The organism is Lysobacter enzymogenes (assembly GCF_900106525.1).
Lineage (GTDB): Bacteria > Pseudomonadota > Gammaproteobacteria > Xanthomonadales > Xanthomonadaceae > Lysobacter > Lysobacter enzymogenes.
The window spans coordinates 385,317-408,668 of record NZ_FNOG01000003.1; the positions used below are offsets into that span (position 1 = coordinate 385,317).

General features: G+C 69.9%; 23 protein-coding genes. 17 read left to right on the plus strand and 6 right to left on the minus strand.

What is annotated here, in order from left to right; genetic code table 11:
* Positions 1-145: 145 nt before the first annotated feature.
* The 3 genes from BLU84_RS09525 (at position 146) to BLU84_RS09535 (ending at position 2,537) form a co-directional block, all read left to right on the plus strand.
* Positions 146-736 carry a hypothetical protein gene (locus tag BLU84_RS09525; protein WP_074865704.1) on the plus strand — a complete coding sequence of 197 codons (591 nt, stop codon included), beginning with the start codon at positions 146-148 and terminating at the stop codon, positions 734-736.
* A gap of 140 nt (positions 737-876) precedes the next feature.
* Positions 877-1,767: an MBL fold metallo-hydrolase gene (locus tag BLU84_RS09530; RefSeq protein WP_074865707.1), complete on the plus strand. Its 891-nt coding sequence runs from the start codon at positions 877-879 to the stop codon at positions 1,765-1,767.
* Positions 1,764-2,537 carry a TMEM43 family protein gene (locus BLU84_RS09535; protein WP_074865710.1) on the plus strand — a complete coding sequence of 258 codons (774 nt, stop codon included), beginning with the start codon at positions 1,764-1,766 and terminating at the stop codon, positions 2,535-2,537. Before BLU84_RS09530 ends, BLU84_RS09535 begins: the two co-directional genes overlap by 4 nt.
* A 261-nt stretch (positions 2,538-2,798) precedes the next feature.
* Here BLU84_RS09535 and upp read toward each other — a convergent pair whose 3' ends face one another.
* From upp to BLU84_RS09555, 4 genes are all read right to left on the minus strand, one after another.
* A complete protein-coding gene (gene upp / locus BLU84_RS09540) occupies positions 2,799-3,434 on the minus strand; it encodes a uracil phosphoribosyltransferase (RefSeq protein ID WP_074865714.1) in 636 nt (211 codons plus the stop codon).
* Between the two features lie 205 nt (positions 3,435-3,639).
* Positions 3,640-3,951, minus strand: coding sequence for a hypothetical protein (locus BLU84_RS09545; protein ID WP_074865717.1), 312 nt, complete (start codon positions 3,949-3,951; stop codon positions 3,640-3,642).
* Between the two features lie 80 nt (positions 3,952-4,031).
* The gene (locus BLU84_RS09550) at positions 4,032-4,274 is read right to left on the minus strand and encodes a hypothetical protein (protein WP_057948353.1); all 243 of its coding nucleotides are present in this window, start codon (positions 4,272-4,274) and stop codon (positions 4,032-4,034) included.
* A 110-nt stretch (positions 4,275-4,384) separates the two neighbouring features.
* Complete coding sequence (locus tag BLU84_RS09555; RefSeq protein ID WP_074865719.1) at positions 4,385-5,884, minus strand: aminotransferase class III-fold pyridoxal phosphate-dependent enzyme; 1,500 nt, start codon at positions 5,882-5,884, stop codon at positions 4,385-4,387.
* A 417-nt stretch (positions 5,885-6,301) separates the two neighbouring features.
* On the opposite strand from BLU84_RS09555, the gene BLU84_RS09560 reads away from it, so the two are divergent.
* The 11 genes from BLU84_RS09560 to BLU84_RS09610 all read left to right on the plus strand — a co-directional run bounded on the left by BLU84_RS09560 (position 6,302) and on the right by BLU84_RS09610 (position 17,008).
* Positions 6,302-6,550: a hypothetical protein gene (locus BLU84_RS09560; RefSeq protein ID WP_074865721.1), complete on the plus strand. Its 249-nt coding sequence runs from the start codon at positions 6,302-6,304 to the stop codon at positions 6,548-6,550.
* Positions 6,551-6,726: 176 nt separating this feature from the next.
* Positions 6,727-7,911 carry a sensor histidine kinase gene (locus BLU84_RS09565; protein ID WP_139174870.1) on the plus strand — a complete coding sequence of 395 codons (1,185 nt, stop codon included), beginning with the start codon at positions 6,727-6,729 and terminating at the stop codon, positions 7,909-7,911.
* Complete coding sequence (locus BLU84_RS09570; protein ID WP_074865727.1) at positions 7,908-8,510, plus strand: response regulator transcription factor; 603 nt, start codon at positions 7,908-7,910, stop codon at positions 8,508-8,510. The genes BLU84_RS09565 and BLU84_RS09570 overlap by 4 nt, the downstream gene beginning before the upstream one ends.
* A 399-nt stretch (positions 8,511-8,909) precedes the next feature.
* Positions 8,910-9,950, plus strand: a complete 1,041-nt coding sequence (queA, locus tag BLU84_RS09575; RefSeq protein WP_074865730.1) for a tRNA preQ1(34) S-adenosylmethionine ribosyltransferase-isomerase QueA — start codon at positions 8,910-8,912, stop codon at positions 9,948-9,950.
* Between the two features lie 281 nt (positions 9,951-10,231).
* Entirely contained in the window at positions 10,232-11,338 is a 1,107-nt protein-coding gene (gene tgt, locus BLU84_RS09580; protein WP_074865733.1) for a tRNA guanosine(34) transglycosylase Tgt, read from the plus strand.
* 254 nt (positions 11,339-11,592) lie between these two features.
* Positions 11,593-11,931 carry a preprotein translocase subunit YajC gene (gene yajC, locus BLU84_RS09585; RefSeq protein ID WP_074865736.1) on the plus strand — a complete coding sequence of 113 codons (339 nt, stop codon included), beginning with the start codon at positions 11,593-11,595 and terminating at the stop codon, positions 11,929-11,931.
* A gap of 58 nt (positions 11,932-11,989) precedes the next feature.
* Positions 11,990-13,849 carry a protein translocase subunit SecD gene (gene secD, locus BLU84_RS09590; RefSeq protein WP_074865740.1) on the plus strand — a complete coding sequence of 620 codons (1,860 nt, stop codon included), beginning with the start codon at positions 11,990-11,992 and terminating at the stop codon, positions 13,847-13,849.
* 15 nt (positions 13,850-13,864) lie between these two features.
* Positions 13,865-14,830 carry a protein translocase subunit SecF gene (gene secF / locus BLU84_RS09595; RefSeq protein ID WP_074865743.1) on the plus strand — a complete coding sequence of 322 codons (966 nt, stop codon included), beginning with the start codon at positions 13,865-13,867 and terminating at the stop codon, positions 14,828-14,830.
* Between the two features lie 145 nt (positions 14,831-14,975).
* Positions 14,976-15,413, plus strand: a complete 438-nt coding sequence (locus tag BLU84_RS09600; RefSeq protein WP_074865746.1) for a GFA family protein — start codon at positions 14,976-14,978, stop codon at positions 15,411-15,413.
* 208 nt (positions 15,414-15,621) lie between these two features.
* Entirely contained in the window at positions 15,622-16,497 is an 876-nt protein-coding gene (locus BLU84_RS09605) for a class I SAM-dependent methyltransferase (protein WP_074866565.1), read from the plus strand.
* Between the two features lie 7 nt (positions 16,498-16,504).
* Positions 16,505-17,008: a hypothetical protein gene (locus BLU84_RS09610; protein WP_139174872.1), complete on the plus strand. Its 504-nt coding sequence runs from the start codon at positions 16,505-16,507 to the stop codon at positions 17,006-17,008.
* Positions 17,009-17,097: 89 nt separating this feature from the next.
* Here the strand turns inward: BLU84_RS09610 and BLU84_RS09615 are convergent, their stop codons facing one another.
* Positions 17,098-17,946 carry a hypothetical protein gene (locus tag BLU84_RS09615; protein WP_074865753.1) on the minus strand — a complete coding sequence of 283 codons (849 nt, stop codon included), beginning with the start codon at positions 17,944-17,946 and terminating at the stop codon, positions 17,098-17,100.
* Between the two features lie 338 nt (positions 17,947-18,284).
* On the minus strand, positions 18,285-19,103 hold the full coding sequence (locus tag BLU84_RS09620; protein ID WP_074865756.1) for an inositol monophosphatase family protein: 819 nt from the start codon (positions 19,101-19,103) through the stop codon (positions 18,285-18,287).
* A gap of 97 nt (positions 19,104-19,200) precedes the next feature.
* Here BLU84_RS09620 and BLU84_RS09625 point away from each other — a divergent pair, with 97 nt between their 5' ends.
* The 3 genes from BLU84_RS09625 to BLU84_RS09635 all read left to right on the plus strand — a co-directional run bounded on the left by BLU84_RS09625 (position 19,201) and on the right by BLU84_RS09635 (position 23,331).
* Positions 19,201-20,049: an RNA methyltransferase gene (locus BLU84_RS09625; RefSeq protein ID WP_083382461.1), complete on the plus strand. Its 849-nt coding sequence runs from the start codon at positions 19,201-19,203 to the stop codon at positions 20,047-20,049.
* 146 nt (positions 20,050-20,195) lie between these two features.
* Entirely contained in the window at positions 20,196-21,179 is a 984-nt protein-coding gene (locus tag BLU84_RS09630) for a phosphate/phosphite/phosphonate ABC transporter substrate-binding protein (RefSeq protein ID WP_425479356.1), read from the plus strand.
* Between the two features lie 10 nt (positions 21,180-21,189).
* Positions 21,190-23,331: a putative bifunctional diguanylate cyclase/phosphodiesterase gene (locus BLU84_RS09635; protein ID WP_074865759.1), complete on the plus strand. Its 2,142-nt coding sequence runs from the start codon at positions 21,190-21,192 to the stop codon at positions 23,329-23,331.
* Positions 23,332-23,352: the final 21 nt, after the last annotated feature.

Genomic DNA, 23,352 nt, shown 5'->3' on the forward strand with positions numbered 1-23,352 from the left:
GGCGCGGCAATCGGGGCCGGCCGGGCAGCGAAGGCCGCACCGGCCCTGCCGTCGCCTGGATTGCCCTCATTCCCGATTCCGCCTTCGCAAGGTAGATTGCGCCCCATAGCCGCACCCGGACGCGGCCGCACAGGGGACCACGGCAGTGAGCGACGACAACGACAAGCGCTGGTACACCCGCCTGCCGACGATCTCGGTGGCGCTGGTGGCCTTCCTCGTCACCCTGACCACGTTGATCAACAACGTGCGCGAGATCGGCGGGCTCAAGGAGAAGAAGCCGGCCGTGTCCGCCGCCGCCGCGCCGGCCGCGTCCGCGCCGCTGGCGCAACCGGCCCAGCCGAAGGCGCCGACCCGCTATTCGGTGGTGCTGACGTTGGAGAAGATCGAAGTCGTCAACGACGGCACCAGCGGCAGCACCTCGTGGACCTTCGATGTCAGCGCCGGCGGCCAGGACCTGTTCGAACTGCCTTCTCGCGATTACAACGACGCCGAGGACACCCGCATCGCCACGCCGCGCACCAGCGATCCGTCGATGGGCCGCGTGACCCTGGTGCCGGGCCAGGAAATGCTGGTGAAGATCAGCGGCCGCTCCGGCGGCCTGATCAGCAAGCTCTCGGCCAGCGGCACCGGCACCTTGGTCGCCGAACGCGCGCTGGCGCCGGTGAAGGTGGTCGCGGCCGATCCGCGCGACGGCGAGTTCATTTTCCACTTCGCAACCGCAGCTACGCCGCAGTGACGCCGGGGAACGGGAAATAGGCGATCGGAGGCGAGCATTCGGTTTTCCTGCGTCGCATCGCCGGTTCCCCATTCCCGCTTCACGCAGCAACGCCTAAAATCGAGCCACATTCAGCCGACGCCCGCGAGGGCGATGCAGCCATGAAACTCTGGTCGATCCTGGGCAACTCGCAGAAGCTCGACGGCGGCGCGATGTTCGGCAACGCGCCGCGCGCGATGTGGTCCAAGTGGGCGCCGCCGGACGAGCACAACCGCATCGACCTGGCCTGCCGCGCGCTGCTGGCCGCGCCGCTGGCCGGCAAGACGGTGCTGTTCGAAACCGGCATCGGCGCGTTCTTCGAACCCAAGCTGCGCGAGCGCTACGGCGTGGTCGAGCAGCGCCACGTGTTGGTCGATTCGCTGGCGCAGGCCGGCTTCGCGCCGGCGGACATCGACGTGGTGGTGCTCTCGCACCTGCACTTCGACCACGCCGGCGGCCTGCTGGCGCCGTGGGCCGAAGGCGAGCCGGCGCGCCTGCTGTTCCCCAACGCGCACTACCTGATCGGCCGCGAGCACTACGAGCGCGCGCGCCATCCGCATCCGCGCGACCGCGCCAGTTTCATCGCCGAACTGCCGGACTTGCTGGAAGCCACCGGCCGGCTGGAGCTGGTCGACGGCGAGCATTCGCAACTGCTCGGCGACAGCGTGCGTTTCCACTACAGCCACGGCCACACGCCGGGATTGATGCTGGCCGAAATCGTCGGCCCCGAGACCGTCGACGGCCGCGCCCACGGCGGCGTGGTGTTCTGCGCCGACCTGATCCCGGGCCGGCCGTGGGTGCACGTGCCGATCACCATGGGCTACGACCGCAACGCCGAGCTGCTGATCGACGAGAAGCGCGCCTTCCTCGGCGACAAGCTCGAGCGCAACGTGCATCTGTTCTTCACCCACGACCCGGGCTGCGCGCTGGCCCAGGTGGTGCGCGACGACAAGGGCAAGTTCGGCACCGCGCACGAAGTCGCCGAGTTGCAGGCCAGGGCGCTGGCGGCATGAATCGTTTCGCCGCGGTGCGCGCGTGGTTCGCATTCGCGCTCGCGGCGATGGTGTGCGTGGCGGCGCCGGCCGCGGCGCAGGACGAGGACAGTGGCGAGCCGCTCGGCGAACCGGTCGCCGGCCCGGGCCTGCGCGATCGCGATTTCGGCGTGCTCAGCCGCCAGTTCGGCCTGGACCGGCGAGTGGAGATGTACCAGTGGCGGCGCAGCGCCGATCCGGTCGCGGGGCAGGGCGGTTACGAGCGGATCTGGAATTCCGCGCCGATCGATTCCTCGCAGTTCGCGCCCGGCCACGTCAATCCCACACGCATGCCGCTGGAGAACCGGCGCTGGTGGTCGGAGTCGGCGACGCTGGACGGCCGCCCGCTCGACAGCGAGGTGCTGCGCGCGCTGGGCGAGTGGAAAGTCTTCCGGCCCAACTTCAGCCGGCTGCCGGCGAATCTGTCGGCGACGTTCCAGCCCGAAGGCGACGGCCTGGGCAGCTCGGAGAATCCGCTCGCGCCGCAGATCGGCGACCTGCGCGTGAGCTGGCGCGAACTGCGCCTGCCGCCGTTGGAAGGCAAGCTGGAACTGCGCGACGCGGCCTGGCGGCTCAAGCCCGAAGCGGCCGCGGCCGCGCTCAATACCGCGCCGCCGCGGCCCATCGCGACCGTGCTGGGCGAACAACCGCGCGACGACCGCTGGCCGTGGGGCTGGCTGGTCGCGGGCGTGGCCTTGGCGGCGGCGTTGCTGCTGTGGTTGCGAGCGCGGCGGCAAAAGCGCGCAGCGTAGGCGTGGACATCGAAATGGATTCCGGCTTTCGCCGGAATGACGGGACATGCAGGGCGTGCGTTCGCCTACGAGCGTCCGCGTTCTCCCAACACTCGTCATTCCGGCGAAAGCCGGAATCCATTTTGATCTTCGCTCCGCTCGCGCGACGGCGGGCAGCGCGAAGCGGCGTCGGGCTTCCGCCGTATGTGCGGTGTCGCGGTCGCGACTTGCGCCGCTCCTGCAGGGGCTTCGGGATGCCGTGTCGCGTCGTGCGAACGCGGATCAGGAGTAATGCTTGGTACCGAAGATCTTGTCGCCGGCGTCCCCGAGCCCCGGCAGGATGTAGCCGACTTCGTTGAGGCGCTCGTCGACCGAGGCGGTGAACACTTCCACGTCCGGGTGGCGGGCTTCCAGCGCCTTCAGGCCTTCGGGCGCGGCGACCAGGAACAGGCCCTTGATGCGCTTGCAGCCGGCGGCCTTGAGCAGGTCGATGGTGGCGATCAGGCTGCCGCCGGTGGCCAGCATCGGGTCGAGGATCAGCGCGGTGCGCTCGTCCATGCGGCCGGTGAGCTTCTCGTAATAGCCGACCGGTTGCAGGGTTTCCTCGTCGCGCTGCAGGCCGACCACGCCGACCTTGGCCGCCGGGATCAGCTCCAGCACGCCCGGCAGCATGCCCAGGCCGGCGCGCAGGATCGGCACCAGGGTGACCTTGGCGCCCTTGATCTTGCGCGTGGTCACCGGCCCGGCCCAGCCTTCGACCACGGCTTCTTCGGTTTCAAGGTCCGCGGTGGCTTCGTAAGTGAGCAGCGTGGCCACTTCCGAGGCCAGTTCGCGGAACGACTTGGTGCTGTTGTCGGCGCGGCGCATCAGGCCGAGCTTGTGTTGGACCAAGGGGTGGCGGACTTCGACGATTTTCATGCGGTGGTCTCGGGCGGGTGCGGGCGATCCTTGCCGCAAAGGATTGATGGTTGTCGGGCGGGGCGCAAGTTCGGCGCGCGTTGGCGGCCGTTCCCGCCCCGCGGCGGGTAGCGACGTGGGGCGTCGCGGGGAGTGCGGTGGCGCGGCCGGGCGATGCGGAGTCCGCGCTCCAGGCGCGAAACCCGCGCGACGGTCGCGCGGTAATTCAGTCGGCGGTGGCGTACAGATTGTCGCCATCGGCGATGGCTTGCTCGACGAAGCGCGCGAACTCATGCACTTGGCTGGGCTCGGTGAACTGCGCGGCGATCCGTGTCAGCTCTTCCAGCAGCCGCGGCAATTCGCCGAGCAGCAGCGTGGTGTCGGCGTAGTAGTCGCGCAGCTGGTGCAGCAGCGGATACGCGCTGCGCGGCTGCGCGCGGGCGAACAACTGCGCATGCAAGCGTTCGTCGATGGCGAACAGCCGGCGCGAGGCGTGGATCTCGCGTTCGTGCCGGGCCTGGATCAGGTCGAGCGCCATGACGGACTCAGCCGGTGCGCGGGGCGGACGCATCGCGCAGGCAGGGCCGCGGCATGCCGCAGCCGGCCCGCGCCGCGGCCTCAGGCCGTACGCACGTAGCGGATCTCGACCCCGTCGCTGTCGCCGATCGCCGCGCGCAGCACGGTGATCAGCGAGCCGGCGTTGAGATGATCGATCTCGATCATGTCCACGGTGGCATGGTCGATCCAGTAGTCCTGGTCCTTGCTGTCTTCCTCTTCCAGCGCCAGCACCAGGATCTGCAGCTCTTCCTCGCTGATCTCGCCGATATCGGCGCCGGTTTCCTTGTTGGACAGACGGATCATTCGGTTTCCTGAAAGCTGGGAGATAGAGAAGCAGAATCTAGATAGAAGTCAGCGAAAGCACCAGCGCCGCTCTTCGCTGACTCCTAGCTCCTATGCGCCAACTCCTGCCGTCAAGCCGCCGCGGCCTGCTGCGCCCGCGGCCCTTCGCGCAGGGCGCGGCCGACCATCGACACCAGCAGCTCCAGCTCGTCGCTGGCGATGGTGAAGTTGGGGGTGAAGCGCAGCGAGTTGGCGCCGCCGTGGATCACGCCGATGCCGCGCTCGCGCAGCCATTCCTCGGTGGAGCCGGCGCCGAAGCACTTGAACTGCGGGGCCAGCTCGCACGAGAACAGCAGGCCGGTGCCCTGGACCTTGGTGATCAGGCCGCCGAGCTCGTGCTTGAGCTTCTCGAGCTTTTCGATGGCCTCGGCGCCGCGGTTGCGGATGTTGGCGCGCAGTTCGGGCGTGACCTGCTCGAGCACGGCGACGGCGACGTCGAGCGCGCGCGGGTTGCTGGTCATGGTGTTGCCGTACAGGCCCTTGCGGTACAGCGAGGCCACGCGCTCGCCGACGGCGAGCACCGACAGCGGGTACTGGCCGGCGTTGAGCGCCTTGGAGTAGGTCTCCATGTCCGGCGCGTCGAGGCCTTCGAAGCCCGGGTAGTCGACGATCGACAGCACGCCGTGGGCGCGCAGGCCGGCCTGGATCGAGTCGACCAGCAGCAGCGAGCCGTGGTCGCGGGTCAGCTCGCGCGCCAGCGCGTAGAAGCTCGCCGGCACGCCGCGGCCCGGGTCGCCTTCGCCCATCACCGGCTCCAGGAACATCGCCTCGATGAACCAGCCCTTGGCTTCGGCGTCGGCGAAGGCTTTCTTCAGCGCGTCGGCGTCGTAGGGCTCGATCGCGATCACCGAGTCTTCGCCGCGGAAGCTGGCCAGGTGCTGGCTGTAGGCCTTGCGCGAGGAATCCGAGTACAGCGCCGGGCGCTCGGTGCGGCCGTGGAAGCTGCCCTTGATGACCAGGCGCTTGATCGCGCGGCCGGCGTGGCGCGCGCCCGGGTCGGTCATCAGCTTGCTGTTGACGTCGGCGATGCGCGCGGCCAGCGAGACCGATTCGGAGCCCGAGTTGAGGCAGAAGAAGCGCTCGTACGGGCAGCCGCCGCGTTCGATGCCGATGGCCCCGCGCAGGGCGCGCTCGAAGCGCAGCTGCGACAGCGACGGGGTCATGATGTTGGCCATTACCTGCGGCTTGGCCATCGCCGCGATCACCGCCGAGGGGGTGTGGCCGAAGCCGAGCATGCCGTAGCCGCCGGAGTCGTGCAGCACCGCGCCCTTGAGGGTGACGACCCACGGGCCGCGCGCGCTCAGGGCGACGTAGGGGTTGACGCCGTCGTCGGGGTAGAAGTTGACGTAGCCGGCCTGGATCGCCTGGATCTGCGCGTCCTCGTCGAGGTCGAGCAGGTCGGCGTGCAGGTCGCGGATCAGCGCGTACTCGGCGGCCGCGGCGGCGATGGCTTCGGCCAGCTCCGGATGGTTGACGGCGAAGCGGGCGACGGTCTCGTCGTCCAGGCCGACGGTGCGGCGCTGGCCGGCGTGGGCGCGCAGCGGCGCGAGTTGGGCGAGCAGGTGGGTCATGGCGGTCTCCTGTGTTTCGTGTCGTCGGCGTCCTGCCGGTTGTTGCGTGAGCAGACCGGTCCGCCCCCTGGCCGGACCCTCGCAGTTGCAGCGGCCCCCCGGGCCGCCAAGCGCCATCTCTCACAACGGGAATGGGTGTTCAGCTAACTCCTTGAAACGCCGGAAAACCACGCAAAATTTTTGCGTAAGGCCATGGCCTTTTGACGATTTTTCGTTTCATTTCAATGATTTATGGGAGTCTATCACGTCCTCCCAGGCTCGATAACCCCCTGCGCCGGGCCGCAGTCGTGGCCGCTTCGGGCCGGCCGCGGCGGGGTTCGTGACGCTTGTCACCGGCGATCGGTGGCTGGCCGCACTGCCGGGCGCGGGCGCCGGAACCGACAGTGGCATCCGACATCGGCGTCCGCGAGGCAAGCCATGAGCGCGATCCATCCGTTCCACCGCGTCGTCGCCGCGACCGCGCGCCAGCCGCGCCCGGCGCCGCTGCCGCTGCGCGCGCCGGCGCGCATGCCGGCCTATGCCCGCGCCGCCTGCGCCGCGCCGGCGGCCGTGCGCGCCGCCGCCGCGCCGCGCGCGGGCGGCCTGGAGCGGGCTACGGCCGCATCCGGCCGGCGCCTGCGGCGGGGCGGGACGGGCGGTTCGGCCGAACCCGTCGAACTCCGCTAAAGTCCGCATCGTTCGTGGCCTGCGTGCATCCGAATCGTTCATTTCCCGCTGCCGCGCCGCGCACCGAGGAGGGATCGCCCGGCCGCGCCGCCTTCGCCGCGATCTTCGCCGCCGTCGCCGCCCGCTACGGCGGCACGCACGGCGCGACGCGCCCGACCTCCAGGATCCACACCCTCATGCGCACGCCCGGCCCACCGCTCGACGCCAACGACAACCTGCTGGGTTGGCACCTGGCGTCGCTGCTGTACCTGAGCTTCGTGTTCATCCCGGTGTTCAACTTCCCGGCGCCGTGGTGGATCCTGGCCATGGCGGTGGCCTCGGTGCTGGTGTTCCTGCCGCTGTATTGGGCGTTCTATCGCGGCGGCGCCACCTTGCGGCTGTGGCTGGTGCTGGCGGTGGCGGGGCTGGGCTTCGTCACCGTGCCGTTCGGCATCGGCGGCGGCACTTACCTGATTTTCTCCGCCGGCATGATCGCCAGCTTCCTGCCGCTGTGGCGCGGGCTGTCGCTGACCGTGGCGCTGTTCGCGCTGTTCGCGGCCGAGTCGATCGCGACCTTGCCGGCGCAGGGCGCGCCGGTGTTCAGCGTGCTGATCCAGTCGCTGGTCGGCGCGATCGTGTTCACCGGCGTGCTGGCCGCGCGCTCGCGCGAGCGCCGCAACGCCGAACTGCGCCTGACCCAGGAAGAAGTGCGGCGGCTGGCCAGCCTGGCCGAGCGCGAGCGCATCGGTCGCGACCTGCACGACCTGCTCGGCCACACCTTGTCGGTGGTGGTGCTCAAATCGCAATTGGCCGCGCGCCTGATCGAACACGACAAGCGCGCCGCGCAGGACCAGATCAGCGAGGTCGAGCGGGTCGCGCGCGAAGCGCTGACCCAGGTGCGCGAAGCGGTCGCCGGGATCCGCGCCAACGGCCTGCAGGCCGAACTGGCCGCGGCGCGGTTGGCCCTGCTCGGCGGCGAGATCAGCCTGGACCAGCGGCTCGACCCGATCGACCTGCCGGTGGCGGTGGAAACCGCGCTGGCGCTGGCGCTGCGCGAGTCGGTCACCAACGTGCTGCGGCATGCGCGCGCGCGCCGGGTCGAGGTGGAACTGACCCAGGACGCGCGCGGCGGCATCGCCCTGCGCATCGTCGACGACGGCCGCGGCGGCGTGTGCGCCGAAGGCCACGGCCTGACCGGCATGCGCGAGCGCCTGCGCTCGGTCGGCGGCGTGCTGGAAATCGAATCTCCCCCCGGCGCGGGCACGCGCTTGAGCCTGCTGGTGTCGCGCGAGGCGCTCAGCGCCGCGCGCCGGCTGCCGGCCTCCGCCGCTCCCGCCGGGTCCGTGCGCCAACCGGCGCTGCTCGAACGAGGTACCGCATGATCCGCCTGCTTCTCGCCGAAGACCAAGCCCTGGTGCGCGGCGCCTTGGCCGCGCTGTTGAACCTGGAACCCGACATCGAAGTGATCGCCGAGGCCGGCGACGGCGCCCAGGCCTGGGAGGCGGTCAAGCGGGTGCAGCCGGACATGGTGGTGACCGATATCGAAATGCCCGGCATGACCGGCATCGACCTGGCCATGCGCGTGCGCGACTCGGGCATGCCGACGCGGGTGGTGATCGTCACCACCTTCGGCCGCGCCGGCTACCTGCGCCGGGCGATGGACGCCGGCGTGCGCGGCTATCTGCTCAAGGACGCGCCGGCCGGGCAACTGGCCGAGGCGCTGCGCCAGGTGCACCGCGGCGGCCGCGCGATCGACCCGCAACTGGCGGTGGCGGCCTGGAGCGACGAAGACCCGCTGACCGAACGCGAGCGCCAGGTGCTGCGGCTGGCCGGCGAAGGCCTGTCGACGGCCGAGATCGGCGAGCGCCTGCATCTGAGCCAGGGCACGGTGCGCAACTACCTGTCCGAGGCGATCGGCAAGCTCGACAGCAGCAACCGGATCGAGGCGTATCGGCGGGCGCGGCAGAACGGGTGGTTGTGAGGTTGGGGTGCGGGCGTGTCGTTTCCGCCTGAGGGTCGCGTAAGCATCGAAGTCTCGCTGTAGGAGCTGCGCAAGCTGCGACCGCGCAAATACAGCTGCGACGCGGCTTACGGCGCGAGCGGGCGCCCCTGCGGTCGCGGCTCGCGCCGCTCCTACAGGTAGATCGCGTAGCGGCCGAAGCCGTTGCGGGAACTGCGCCTGCGGCCGCGGCCGGCGCCGTTCGGGTCCGGGACTCGCGAATTTCGGCCCGCCTGAACCCCCGTTTTGGCGCTCGCGGGCCATACCCGGGATAATGGCCCGTTCTCCTGCTCTCTCCGATCCGGCCGGCTGGCCGGGAAACGTCCGGTTGGCCGGGCTTCGGAGGGGGCGGCGCTTCGCGCTCAATTACTTCGGTTCCTCTTGAAAAAGTCCGACTTCCACTACGATCTCCCGCCCGAGCTGATCGCCCAGGCGCCGCTGCCCGAACGTTCGGCCAGCCGGCTGCTGCAGGTGCCGCCGGCGCCGGCCGCGCTCGCCGATCGCAGCTTCCGCGACCTGCCGCAGCTGCTGCAGCCCGGCGATCTGCTGGTGTTCAACGACACCCGGGTGATTCCGGCGCGGCTGTTCGGCAACAAGAGCACCGGCGGCCGGGTCGAGATCCTGATCGAGCGCCTGCTGGGTTCCAACGAGGCCCGCGCCCAGTTGGGCGTGAGCAAGTCGCCGAAGGCCGGCGCGCGCATCGCCCTGGACGCCGGCGGCGAGGCCGAGGTGCTCGGCCGCGACGGCGAGTTCTATCGCCTGCGCTTCCACGTCGCCGAATCGCTGGAGCAATGGCTGCTGCATGCCGGCCGCCTGCCGCTGCCGCCGTACATCCAGCGCGAGCCCGGCCAGGACGACACCGAGCGCTACCAGACCGTGTTCGCGCGCGAAGTCGGCGCGGTGGCGGCGCCGACCGCCGGCCTGCATTTCGACGAAACCCTGCTGCAGGCGCTGCGCGAGCGCGGCGTGCAGTTCGGCCAGGTCACCCTGCACGTCGGCGCCGGCACCTTCCAGCCGGTGCGTGCGGACGACCTGTCCCAGCACGTGATGCACAGCGAATGGCTCAACGTCGGCGCCGGCCTGGTCGAGCAGGTCCGCCGCACCCGCGCCGCCGGCGGCCGGGTGATCGGGGTCGGCACGACCGTGGTGCGCGCGCTGGAAAGCGCGACCCGCCAGGGCGGCGGCGAGCTGCAGCCGTTCGCCGGCGAGACCCGCTTGTTCATCCTGCCGGGCTACCGCATCCGCTCGGTCGACGCGATGGTCACCAACTTCCATCTGCCGGAAAGCACGCTGCTGATGATGATCTCGGCCTTCGCCGGCAAGGACCGCGTGTTCCAGGCCTATGCGCACGCGATCGCGCAGCGCTACCGGTTCTTCTCGTACGGCGATGCGATGTTGTTGTGGGGGAGCGAAGCGGCGTAGTGCTGCTGCGTTGCCTGAAACCGAGAACCTCCAGGCCGCCATTGAATCTTCAGGCCGTCATTGAACCTCCAGGCCGTCGTTCCGGCGAAAGCCGGAATCCATTTCGCCGTCGACCTTGATCTGTCGCGGCATGCGCCAAAATCAAAATGGATTCCGGCTTTCGCCGGAATGACGGTAACCAGGGTTCCGGCGCGAGTTGCGCTCGAATCCCGCCCCCGAACGCCCCCGAACCACCCGCGCGTCGCCCGCATGCGTCCGCTACTCACTCAAGGAACCCGCGCATGAGCCGCATGTCCTTCCAACTTCTCGGTCAAGACGGCGCCGCGCGCCGCGGCCGGCTGACCTTTCCGCGCGGCACGGTCGAAACCCCGGCGTTCATGCCGGTGGGTACCTACGGCTCGGTCAAGGGCATCATGCCCGAGCACGTGCGCGACCTCGGCGCGCAGATCATCCTCGGCAACACCTTCCATCTGTACCTGCGCCCGGGCCTGGACGTGATCGGCGACCACGGCGGCCTGCACGGCTTCGCCCGCTGGAACGGCCCGATCCTGACCGACTCCGGCGGCTTCCAGGTGTTCTCGCTCGCGCACCGGCGCAAGATCACCGAGCAGGGCGTGACCTTCGCCTCGCCGGTCGACGGCAGCAAGGTGTTCCTCGGCCCGGAGGAGAGCATGAAGATCCAGCGCGTGCTGGATTCGGACATCGTCATGATCTTCGACGAATGCACGCCGTACCCGGCCACCGAAGAGGTCGCGCGCAAGTCGATGGAGCTGAGCCTGCGCTGGGCCGAGCGCTCCAAGCGCGCCCACGAGGGCAACGACGCGGCGCTGTTCGGCATCGTCCAGGGCGGCGTCCACCACGACCTGCGCACGCGCTCGGCGCAAGCGCTCAAGGCGCTGGACTTCGATGGCTACGCGGTCGGCGGCCTGGCGGTGGGCGAGCCGGAGGCCGAGCGCAACGAGATGCTCGAACACACCTGCCCGCAGCTGCCCGAGCACCGCCCGCGCTATCTGATGGGCGTGGGCCGGCCCGAGGACCTGGTCGAATCGGTCGCGCGCGGCGTGGACATGTTCGATTGCGTGATGCCGACCCGCAACGCCCGCAACGGCCACTACTTCACCGCCCAGGGCACGGTGCGGGTGCGCAACGCCAAGTACGAGCGCGACCTGCGCCCGATCGAAGAGGGCTGCGACTGCTACGCCTGCGCCAACGGCTTCAGCCGCGCCTACCTGCGCCACCTGGACCGCTGCAACGAGATGCTCGGGCCGATGCTGGGCACCCTGCACAACCTGCGCTACTACCAGCGGCTGATGGCGCAGATGCGCGCGGCGATCGAGCAGGGAACCTTTGCCGCCTTCCGCGAGTCCTTCTACGCCGCACGCATGTAGAACGCCGTTCGCCCGCGCCGCGGGCGAACTCCCTGTCCCCCTCTCCCGCCCGCGGGAGAGGGCAGGGGTGAGGGCCTCCCCGCTGCCGCAGACCCCGCCGCCGCCCCGTCCGAGGGCCGGCGCGGGCCGCGACAGCGCCCGGCCCAGGGCCAAAACGTGCGCCGCGGCCCAGATCCGACCTAAATCGGGGCCGCCCGTAGCCCCGGCCCGGCCGTGGCATAATCCCCGGCTATTTTAGTTCCAGGACTTCACAGATGAACCTGCTCGACCTCCTGATCGCTCCCGCCTACGCCCAGGGCGCCGCTCCGTCGGCCGGCGGCGGCCTGACCACCCTGGTCCTGCCGCTGATTCTGATCGCGGTGATGTACTTCCTGATCTTCCGCCCGCAGATGAAGCGCGCCAAGGAACACCGGGCGATGCTGGAAAAGCTGTCCAAGGGCGACGAGGTGCTGACCAACGGCGGCATCGCCGGCACCGTCACCAACATCGGCGAGAACTTCATCACCGTCGAAATCGCGCCGAACGTGGCCATCCGCGTGCAGCGCGGCGCCATCTCCAACGTGCTGCCCAAGGGCACCTTGAAGTCGGCCTGAGCCGACGCCACGCCACTTTGAAAAGCGGCGGCCGGGGAGGTCGCCGCAGGGGTTTTCGATGCTGACCTTCGCGCGCTGGAAATACTTCGCCATCCTCGCGGTCCTGATCTTCAGCGTGATCTATGCGCTGCCCAACGCCTATCCTCAGGACCCGTCGGTCCAGGTGTCCGCCGCCAAGGCCGGCTCGATCGCGATCGACGCGCCGCTGGCCAAGCGGATCGAGGGGATCCTGGCCGAGGCCAAGATCCCGGCCAAGTCGATCAAGGTCGAAGAGCAGGGCAACCTGCTGGTGCGCCTGGCCGACACCGAACAACAGACCCGCGCCGCCGACTTGCTGCGCCCGCGCCTGGGCAGCGACTACGTGGTCGCGCTGAGCCTGGCGCCGACCGCGCCGCAGTGGCTGGAATCGCTGGCCGCCAAGCCGATGCCGCGAGGCCTGGACTTGCAGGGCGGCGTCCACTTCGTCATGCAGGTGGACCAGAACGCCGCCCTCGACAAGCGCCTGGACGCCTATGTCGAAGACGTGCGCTCGACCCTGCGCGACGCCGGCGTGCCCTACACCTCGGTGGTGCGCCGCGGCAACGAAGCGCTGATCGCCACCCTCGGCGTCAACGCCGACAAGGCCAAGGCGCAGCAGCATCTGCGCCAGTCGTTCCCGAACCTGGGCCTGAGCCTGGAAGGCCAGACCCTGACCCTGGACGTGCCGCAGTCCGAGCTCAGCCGGATCTCGCTGGAAGCCATCGAGCAGAACCTCAACACCCTGCGCAACCGCATCAACGCCTTCGGCGTGGCCGAGCCGGTGATCCAGCGCCAGGGCACCGACCGCATCGTGATCCAGCTGCCGGGCCTGCAGGACACCGCCGAGGCCAAGCGCCAGATCGGCGCCACCGCGACCCTGGAGTTCCGCGCCGTCACCGGCGAGGAAGCCGCCGCCGCCGCCGCGGTCAAGGACCGCAGCGTGCCGCCGGATTCGCGCGTCTACTACACCGCGCAGAAGGTGCCGCTGCTGCTGTCCAAGCGCCTGCTGGTGTCGGGCGATCAGCTGGTCAACGCCCAGCCGATGACCGACCCGCAGACCGGCCGCCAGGGCGTGCAGATCACCCTCAACAGCGTCGGCGGCCAGCGCATGCTCGACCACACGCTGGAGAACGTCGGCAAGCGCCTGGGCATCGTCTACGTCGAGCAGATCCCGACCACCTCCATCGTCGACGGCAAGGAAGTGCAGTCGATCCGCACCGACGAGCGGGTGATCAACTCGGCCACCATCCAGGGCGTGTTCGGCAAGAACTTCCAGACCACCGGCCTGAGCGCGGAAGAGTCCAAGTCGCTGGCCAACCAGCTCAAGTCCGGCGCCCTGGCCGCGCCGATGGTGTTCGTCGAAGAGCGCGTGGTCGGCCCGAGCCTCGGCGCGGAGAACGTCAAGCGCGGCACCACCGCGGTGCTGTACTCGTTCGTGTTCGCGCTGACCTTCTTCCTGATCTACTACCGCATGTTCGGCCTCATCACCTGCCTGGCGCTGCTGCTGAACCTGCTGATGGTGATCGCGCTGATGTCGCTGATGGGCGCCACCATGAGCCTGCCGGGCTTCGCCGGCCTGGCCTTGTCGGTGGGCATGTCGGTCGACGCCAACGTGCTGATCAACGAACGCATACGCGAGGAATTGCGGGCCGGGGTACCGCCGCAGGCGGCGATCGCCACCGGTTACGACAAGGCCTCCGGCACCATCTTCGACTCCAACATGACCGCGCTGCTGGCCGGCGTGGCGTTGTGGGCGTTCGGCACCGGCTCGCTGCAAGGCTTCGCGATCACCATGATCATCGGCATCCTGACCTCGGTGTTCACCGCGGTCACCGTGTCGCGCGGCATCGCCACGCTGATCTACGGCGGCCGCCGCAAGCTCAAGTCCATCGCGATCTGACGGGAGAACCCAGACATGAAGATTTTCCCGCTGACCCTGCTGCCCAACGACGCCAACATCGACTTCATGCGCATGCGATGGGTTTCCATCGCAATCGCCGCGATCATCATGTTCGTGGCGATCGGCGCGATGGGCACCCGCGGCTTCAACTACGCCCTGGACTTCACCGGCGGCAACCTGATCGAAGCGCATCTGGACAAGCCGATGCCGCTGGACGCGGTGCGCGAGAAGCTCGCCGCCGACGGCTACGACAGCGCCCAGGTGCAGACCTACGGTTCGGGCAACCAGCTGCTGATCCGCCTGCAGCCGCGCGAGGGCGAGAGCGGCGACGTCGCCACCAAGCACGCCGCCGAGGCGGTGACCAAGGCGGTGACCGAGGCCGGCAACAAGGCCGACATCGTGCGCAACGAGTTCGTCGGCCCGCAGGTCGGCAAGGAGCTCGCGCTCAAGGGCATGTACGCGCTGGTGTTCGTGGTGGTGGGCTTCCTGATCTACATCGCCTTCCGCTTCGAGTGGAAGTTCGCGGTGGCGGCGATCATCACCACCTTGCACGACGTGATCGTGGTCGCCGGCTGGTTCGCCGTCAGCGGCCACGAATTCGACCTGACCGTGCTGGCCGGCATCCTGTCGGTGATGGGCTACTCGATCAACGACACCATCGTGGTGTTCGACCGCGTGCGCGAGAACTTCCGCACCATGCGCGCCGACCCCGAGACGGTGCTCAACAAGTCGATCAACCAGACCCTGTCGCGCACCATCATCACCTCGTTCGTGGCCTTCCTGACCGTGCTGGCGCTGTACCTGTACGGCGGCGGCTCGCTGCGCGGCATGGCCGAATCGCAGATGCTGGGCATCATCATCGGCACCTTGTCCTCGATCTTCGTCGCCTGCCCGCTGCTGACCCTGGGCATGCTGAAGGTCACCAAGCAGGACCTGCTGCCGAAGGCGAAGGACGAAGCGGCGCTGGCGCGTCGCCCGTAAGCCTCCGCCACGCCGCACCCCGGAAAAGGCCGCGCACTCGCGCGGCCTTTTTCGTTTCTGCGACCGCGGCCCGCGCCCGGCGTTTGCGCCGGCGGCGCGGCTCGGTGTACTTGTGGCCGGGCTCGATGTCCGGTGGAGGTGCGCGATGGATCCATTCAACGACGGCCGATCCGACGAGAACGGATCCAACCAAGATCGATTCAGCGGCGGCTGCCTGTGCGGCCGCGTGCGCGTGCTGGCGCGCGGCCGCCCGTACCGGGTCGGCATCTGCCATTGCCTGGATTGCCGCAAGCACCACGGCGCCTTGTTCCACGCCTCGGCGATCTTCCCCGCCAATGCGGTCGCGATCGAAGGCGAAACCCGCGCCTACGCCGGGCGTTGTTTCTGCCCGAACTGCGGCTCGTCGGTGTTCGGCCGCTCCGGCGACGAAGTGGAAGTGAACCTGGGATCGCTCGACGAGCCCAACCGGCTGCGGCCGACCTACGAACTGTGGAGCGCGCGCCGCGAAGCCTGGCTGCCGCCGTTCGCGCTGGTCCACAGCTACCCGCACGACCGCGAAGGCCCCGGCCGCGCCGAAGACTGAAGCGCTGAATGCTACGGTGCCTACCTGTAGGAGCGGCGCAAGCCGCGACCGCGACAACGCGATAACGACGAAATTCGCGCCGCAGCAGCGTAGCCGCCACCCGCGCCGCCGTTGCAACGAGCGGACCCAACCTGCGACATCGCGGCGATTGACCGCCGCAGCGCAGCGCGAAAAACTGCGCAGACGGCCATCCCGCAAGGAGATCGACTTGAACGAGCAAGCCCCCGCCGCGCCGCCGAACGCCGAACAGATCGAATACTGGAACGGCCCGGTCGGCCTGCGCTGGCTGGCCTACAACGACTGGCTCGACGAACGCACCGCCGCTTACGGCCGCGCTGCGTTCGCGGCGGCCGCGCCGCAGCCCGGCGAGGCCGTGCTCGACATCGGCTGCGGCGCCGGCGCGACCTCGTTCGAGCTGGCGCGCGCGGTCGGCGCGGGCGGCTCGGTGACCGGCGTGGACATCTCCGCGCCCTTGCTCGGGCGCGCGCGCGAACGCGCTACCACGCACGGCCTGAACGTCGAGTTCCGCGAAGCCGACGCCAGCCGGCCGAGCTTCGCGCCGCACAGCTTCGACCTGCTGTTCTCGCGCTTCGGGGTGATGTTCTTCGACGACCCGGCCGCGGCCTTCGCCGAACTGCGCAAGACCCTCAAGCCCGGCGGCCGCCTCGCCTTCGCCTGCTGGCAGGAGCCGCAGCTCAACGACTGGTACGAACTGCCGCTGGCTGCCATCGCCGATCTAGTGGAGCGCACGCCGGTGGACACGCGCCAGCCGGGCCCGTTCGCCTTCAGCGATCCCGAGCACATCCGCGAAGTGCTGGCTCAGGCCGGTTTCGCCGATGTCGAACTCGCGCCGTTCGCGACGCCGTTTTACCTCGGTCGCGGCGCCACCCGCGAAGCGATGGCCGACGACGCGATGGATCAGGTGTTCCGGGTCGGGCCGATCGCGCGCTTGCTGGAATCGCAGAGCGAGCAGATCAACGCCAAGGCGCGCGAAGCGATCCGCGCGGCGTTGTCGAAGATCGCCGGCGACGACGGTTTGGAAGTCGGCGGGGCGATCTGGGTAGTCACGGCGCGAAAGGAGTGAGCGCGGCATGGGCCCCATCGTGCTCGACGGAAAAATGGAACTGATCGACGAAGAAGACTCGCAGGTCTACCTGGCCTGGTTGCGGCTTCAAACCGTCGAGATCGTGATCGATGAAGTCGTCAACGGCTGGAGTTACTTGTCGGCCTGCCACGCGCTCGGCGAACTCGTGCGCAGGTCGCCGCAGCAGGCGCTGCCGATCGTGCTCGGGCAACTGCGGCCGACCTCGATGATCCTCGACTGCGCCTTCAGATGCTACTACGCGCTCGACCGCACGGCCGCGCTCAAGTACGTCGAAGATCATGCCGAGCACGCCGATGCTTGGCTGTTCGGCAGCATGCTGAGCGAAGTGTCGGGCGACGTGGGCCTGCTGCCCGAAGCGGCCGAGATCCTTCCGGTGGCGCGCCTGCTGCTGCGGTTGCTGCGCGAACGGGGACTGCAGGCTCCGGCCGACGGCGGCATCGCCGACCTCGATGTCGAACTGTTCCTGGAAGCGTTCGGCGATCTGGAATGAGCGCGTGAACAAAAAAAAGCGCGTGGGCGCTGGGCGGCGCCCGCATCGCATCGGCGTTGCGGACGCGCGCCGGAGTTACCCGCAACGCATCAAGGACAAGCCGTCGGCCGGCCGTTGCCGGTCGGATCCGCGCCGCATATCGCCAGCGGCTGGCCGCCCACGTTTAGCTTGACCAAGTCCAGGTAGTTGGTGGAGCGCTGCGGATCCACGGACGGCTGGCGGAACTGGTCGTAGACCGTGGTCATGAATTCGGCGAGCGCCGCCGGGTCGTAGCCGTCGGCGCGGATCAGGCCCTGACACACCTGCGCATAGCTGCGGCCGCGCTGGCCGGGGTAGTCGCCGCGCCACTTGGCTTCGATGTTGTCCAGGATCTTCTCGTACAACGCATCGTCGCTCTGCCGCACGTGAATGTTGTACTGCGCGCCGACCAGCGAGGCTTGGCCGTTGCCGGTCAGCGCGCAGGCGACCACGCCGCCGTTCAAGCGGGAAATGCCGTCGCAATACGCTCCGTTGAGTTTCTTGAGCAGGCTGTCGGGGCCTTTGCCGGCGCTGCACACGGCGAAGAACACGCTCTGCGGCGTGGCCGGATGGGCCCGGCGCAAGGCGGCCGCAAACTGATCGTGGCTCATGTGCGAGATCAGGTTCGGGCCGCCGTGCGCAGCGACGTACAACTGCGGATAGGCCGGCAGCCCCTGCTGCGCGGCGCCTTCGATCGGCGCCACGGTGCCGTTGTCGCGCATCAGGAACGCGGCTGCGACGCCGTGGTTGGCACGCGCCCATTGGTAGTCGAAGACGGCGGCGGGGTCTTCGCACAGGTCGGACATCACGATCATCGCCTGGGCATCGGCGGTGCGCGGGGCGAGCGCGCCCAGGGCGAGGCCGACGCCGGCGAGCAGGGACAGCAGGGGGAGCGGACGCGGGGGCGATGCGGCGGTCATGGCGGAGGCCTCGGTGGAAGGGGAGGGCGCGGCGCCGATTCGCAGCGGCGCCGCGCTCATCCCGTTCAACGCGGCCGCGGCGCGGCGGTGAAGCGGCCGGCATCCGCAGGACGGCGCGGCGGCGGATCCGCGCGGGCCGCTGCGTTTCGAAGCCATCCGGCCGATGCATCGCGATCGCGCCGACGCGTTCGCGCATGCGCAACTGCGCCACGAATGCGCGTTCCCGGGTTCCTACCCGTGCCTACCGTAACGATCCGCCACAACGAAAAACGCCGCGACAAGCGCGGCGTTTTCGCAGGCGAGGGCGACGCTCGGATGAGCGCGCCCGGCGCGCCGGTTCAGTCGAACGCGGCCGCGTAGCCGGTGTTGACGATGCGCTGCTGCAGCGCTTCGGCCACACGCAGGTTGCCGGCGACGATCTGCCGCGGCGGCAGGCCGCGGTTGTCCATCGGGCCGGTGGCGCGGCCCTTGAAGTCGGTGACCTTGCCGCCGGCTTCGCGCACCATCAGCACGCCGGCCGCTACGTCCCACGGCTTCAGGCCGGCTTCGAAGTAGGCGTCGGCGCGGCCGCAGGCGACGTAGGCCAGGTCGAGCGCGGCCGAGCCGGTGCGGCGCACGTCTTCGGCGTCGAGCAGCAGGTTGTCCAGGCACTTGAGGTGGGCGCTGGCGCGGGCGCGTTCGCGCGGCGGGAAGCCGGTGATCAGCATCGCGCCGTGCAGGTCCTTGCGGTCGGCGATGCGCACGCGCTTTTCGTTGAGCTGCATGCCGCTGCCGCGGCTGGCGGTGAACAGGTCGTTGCGCAGCGGATCGAAGATCACGCCGTGGGTCGGCTCGCCGTTTTCGCACAGCGCGATCGACACGCAGAAATGCGGGATGCCGTGCAGGTAGTTGCTGGTGCCGTCGAGCGGGTCGATCACCCAGGTGTTGCGCGACTGGCCGAGCGGGCCGTGCTCTTCGCCGAGGATGGCGTAGTCGGGCGTGGCGCGGCGGAATTCCTTGATGATCTCGGCTTCGGCCAGGCGATCGACTTCGCTGGCGTAGTCCATGCGGTCCTTCTCCACCACGTTGAGCGCGTCCAGGCGGTGCATGTGGCGCAACAGGATGTTGCCGGCGGCGCGGGCGGCCTTGACCATGAGGGTGACGGCGGGTTTCTGCATGGCTTACGGCCTCGGACGGAATGAGGTGGGGACGGCTGACGGGGGGAAAGAACGAAACCGGCGCCTGTGGCCGGGGCGGGGAGTTTACCATTTGCGCATGAACCACGATCCCCGCGAATCCGACGAGGGCGCCCAGGCGCCCGAAAACGCCAACTCACTTGAGGCAGCGCCCGCTGCCGACCCCGCACCGGCCGACCCGGCCGCGGCGCGCATCCGCATCGTCCTGGTCGGCACCCAGCACCCCGGCAACATCGGCTCGGCCGCCCGGGCGATGAAGACCATGGGCCTGTCGCGGCTGGTCCTGGCTGCGCCGGAAAAGGCCCCGGACCGCGACAGCTACGCCCTGGCCGCCGGCGCCGACGACGTGCTCGCCGCCGCCGCCATCGTGCCCGACCTGGCCGCGGCGGTGGCCGACTGCCACTTCGTCCTGGGCTGCACCGCGCGCAGCCGGCGCATCGCCCTGGAGCAGTTCGACCCGCGTCAGGCCGCCGCGCTGTGCGACGCGCGCGCCCGCGGCGGCGCCGAGGTGGCGCTGGTGTTCGGGCGCGAGCGCACTGGGCTGGAGAACGAGGAATTGCAGCTGTGCCACGCCGCCGTGCACATCCCGGCCAATCCGGCGTACAGCTCGCTGAACCTGGCCTCGGCGGTGCAGGTGCTCAGCTACGAGCTGCGCATGGCCGCGCTGGCCGCCGGCGGCGTCGATGCCGACCCGGGCGAGCGCCGCGAGCCGCCGGCCAGCCACGCCCAGATGGAGGGCTTTTTCGGCCAGCTCGGCCAGGCCCTGGACGCGATCGACTTCCACAAGGGCCGGGTGCCCGAGGCGGCGATGCACAAGCTGCGCCGGCTGTTCCTGCGCGCCGAACTGGACGAGCGCGAAGTGCGCCTGCTGCGCGGCGTGCTGGCCGACGTGGAGCGCACCGCGATGCTGGCCGGCCAGCGGCGTTGAGCGCGCGCGCCGCGGCCGGCGCCGACGCCGGCCGGACGTGCCGGCGCGCACACGCGCTGCGCATACGCCGAGGTATCGGCGCGCGGGCGGTTTCGATTACGCTGCCGCTGCGATGGGCCGATCCGTTCGGCGGGGGTAGGCGATTGATCGCTAGGGCGCGGCGCTTGAGGTGGTGGTTCGGCCTGGCCCTGGCCGGGGCCGGGCTGGCCCTGGCCGGCGCCTGGGGCGCGGCCGCCGCTGCGCCGGCGCCGCACGAGCGGCCCGGCCACAGCCACGGCGAGGACCCCGACGTCCACGTGCTGGTGCTGGGCCGGATCAGCGACGATCCCAAGGCCCATTACGAACAGCTCAAGCCGCTGCTGGACTACGTGGTGCCGCGCATGGCCGGGGTCGGCATCCGCGAGGGCCGCATCCTGATGGCCAAGGACGTGCAGCAGATGGGCAGTTATCTGCGCCGCGGCCGGGTCGACTGGGTCAGCGAGACCGCCGGCACCGCGATGCTGCTGAATCAGCGCGCCGGCGCGAAGCCGCTGTTGCTGACCGAGCGCGACGGCGTCAGCCATTACCACAGCGTGTTCTTCGCCCGCCGCGACAGCGGCCTGCGCTCGCTCGACGATCTGAGCGGCCACAACGTCGCCTTCCAGCGGCCGTCTTCGACCAGCGCCTATTTCGTTCCCGCCGCGACCCTGCTCGAACGCGGCCTGCGCCTGGAAATCCTGCTGTCGCCGACCGACCGCATCAACCGCGGCGCGGTCGGTTATCTGTTCGCGCGCTCGGAGCTCAACATCGCCACCTGGGTGCACAAGCGCCTGGTCGACGCCGGCGTCACCAGCAACCTGGACTGGGACAACCCGCGCCGGGTGCCCGAAGCGTTCCGCCGCGACTTCGTCCAGATCGGCCGCAGCGCCGACTACCCGCGCGCGCTGGAACTGGTGCGCCACGACATGGACCCGAAGGTCGCCGCGCGCCTGCGCGAGGTGTTGCTGGACGCGGCCGAAGACCCCGACGCCGGCGAGGCGCTGCTGCGCTTCTTCAAGACCACCCGCTTCATGCCGGTGGATCCGGCCTCGCAGCGCGCGCTGGACCACATCGGCCAGGGCGTGGCGCGGGTGCGCGCGCAGGTCGAATGAAGGAGGCCCGATGAAGTCGCCGCGCGGCCTGCAGGCCAAGTTCCTGTCGATCATGGGCGTGGCCTTCGCCGTGGTCGCGGTGCTGATCTTGTTGCTGCTGCAGCGCCAGGAGCGGATCCAGAGCGCGGTGGTCGAGGTCAGCCGCGAGGCCATGCGCGACAGCTTCGTCGCCAGCCTGCGCCGCCACGGCGAGGGCGAGGTGGCCCAGCTCGCCGGTTCGCTGACCAACCCGCTGTACTACTTCGACCTCGACGCGATCGGCGAGCTCAGCCGCGCGGCGATGACCAACCCGGGCGTGCGCTACGTCGTGGTCTACGACGTCGAGGGCAATATCGTCCACGACGGCAGCGAAGAGATCCCCAGCTACGGCAAGCGCATGGACGACCCGCTGGCCGCGCGCATCGTCGCCGCGCCGGCGTTGCTGGGGCAGTGGAGCGAAAACACCTTCGACGTGTCCGCGCCGATCAAGATCGGCCAGCAGCGCCTGGGCGGGGTGCGCGTGGGCTACGACCTCAAGGCCATGCGCGCCTACCAGGACAGCGCGCTGGAGGAACTGCGCCGGCGCCTGGACGCGCTCGGCCGGCTGCAACTGCTGTGGGTGGGGCTGTTGAGCTTGGGCCTGCTGGCGCTCGGCGCGGCGATGCTGTGGCTGATCCAGCGCTGGCTGGTCAAGCCGATCCGCGAGCTGGCCGAGGCCGCGCACACCATCGAGGACGGCCGTTTCGGCCAGTTCGACGATTCCGACGCGGCCCGCCACAACGACGAGGTCGGCGACCTGATGCGCGCCTTCAGTCGCATGAGCCAGTCGCTGGCGCGCCACGACCGCGACATCCGCCGCATGGCCTACACCGATTCGCTGACCGGGCTGGCCAACCGGCTGGCGTTTCGCGAGTCGCTGGACGAGCGCTTGCAGCAGTTCGACGGCGGCCGCGGCCAGCTGGCGCTGCTGTTCGCCGACATCGACGATTTCAAGCGGGTCAACGACACCCTCGGCCACGACGCCGGCGACGAGGTGCTGCTGCAGTGCGCGCAGCGCATCGCCCGCACGGTCGAGCGGGTCGGCGGCGAACGCGCGCTGCTGGCGCGCTTCGGCGGCGACGAGTTCGTGATCCTGGTGGAAGGCAAGCCGCAGCGTCCGGGCGAGGCGCGCCAGCTCGCCACCCATCTGGCCGACGTGCTGGTGGCCGAACTCGGCCAGCCGATCGCGGTACACGAGCGGCAGGTGTTCCTCGGCACCTCGATCGGCGTGACCTTGTATCCGGAAGACGCGTCCGGGGCGACCTCGCTGATGAAGAACGGCGACATCGCCATGTACCAGGCCAAGGTCGCCGGCAAGAACTGCTATCGCTTCTACAGCCGCGCGATGGACCAGGCGGTGGAGCGGCGCGTGCACCTGGAACACGCGCTGCGCGGCGCCTGGGACCGCGGCGAGCTGAGCCTGGTGTACCAGCCGGTGTTCCGCCTCGGCGACGGCGCGATGGTCGGCGCCGAGGCGCTGCTGCGCTGGAAGCATCCCGAGCAGGGATTGATCGCGCCGTCGGTGTTCATCGACGTGGCCGAGCAGAGCGGGCAGATCGAAACGCTAGGCCCGCAGGTGCTGCGCGCGGCCTGCGAGGACGCGGTGGCGTGGCAGCGCGCGCGGCCCGGCGCCGATCCGCTGTTCGTCTCGGTCAACGTCTCGCCGCGGCAACTGCGCAACGGCGACCTGCCCAACGTGGTCGCCGCCTGCTTGCGCGAAACCGAGCTGCCGCCGTGGCTGCTGCACCTGGAGCTGACCGAGACCGCGGTGATCGGCGACGAAGTCCACGCCAGCGCGCTGCTGTCGCGGCTGCGCGCGAGCGGGGTCAAGGTGTGGCTGGACGATTTCGGCACCGGCTTCTCCGGCCTGAGCCATCTGCGCCGGGTGCCGGTGGACGGGGTCAAGATCGACCGCAGCTTCGTCGCCGACGTGCTGCGCGATCCCGACGACCTGGCCCTGACCACGGCGATCATCGCCATGGCCCATTCGCTGGGCGTGACCGTGGTGGCCGAAGGCGTGGAGAAGGAAGGCCAGTACGCGGTGCTGCGCGAGCGCGGTTGCGATCTGGCGCAAGGGTATTGGCTCGGCCATCCGGTGCCGGCGGCGGAGTTTTTGGCGCAGTTGCCGGCGTAGGCGGAATTCGCCGTCGGTGCG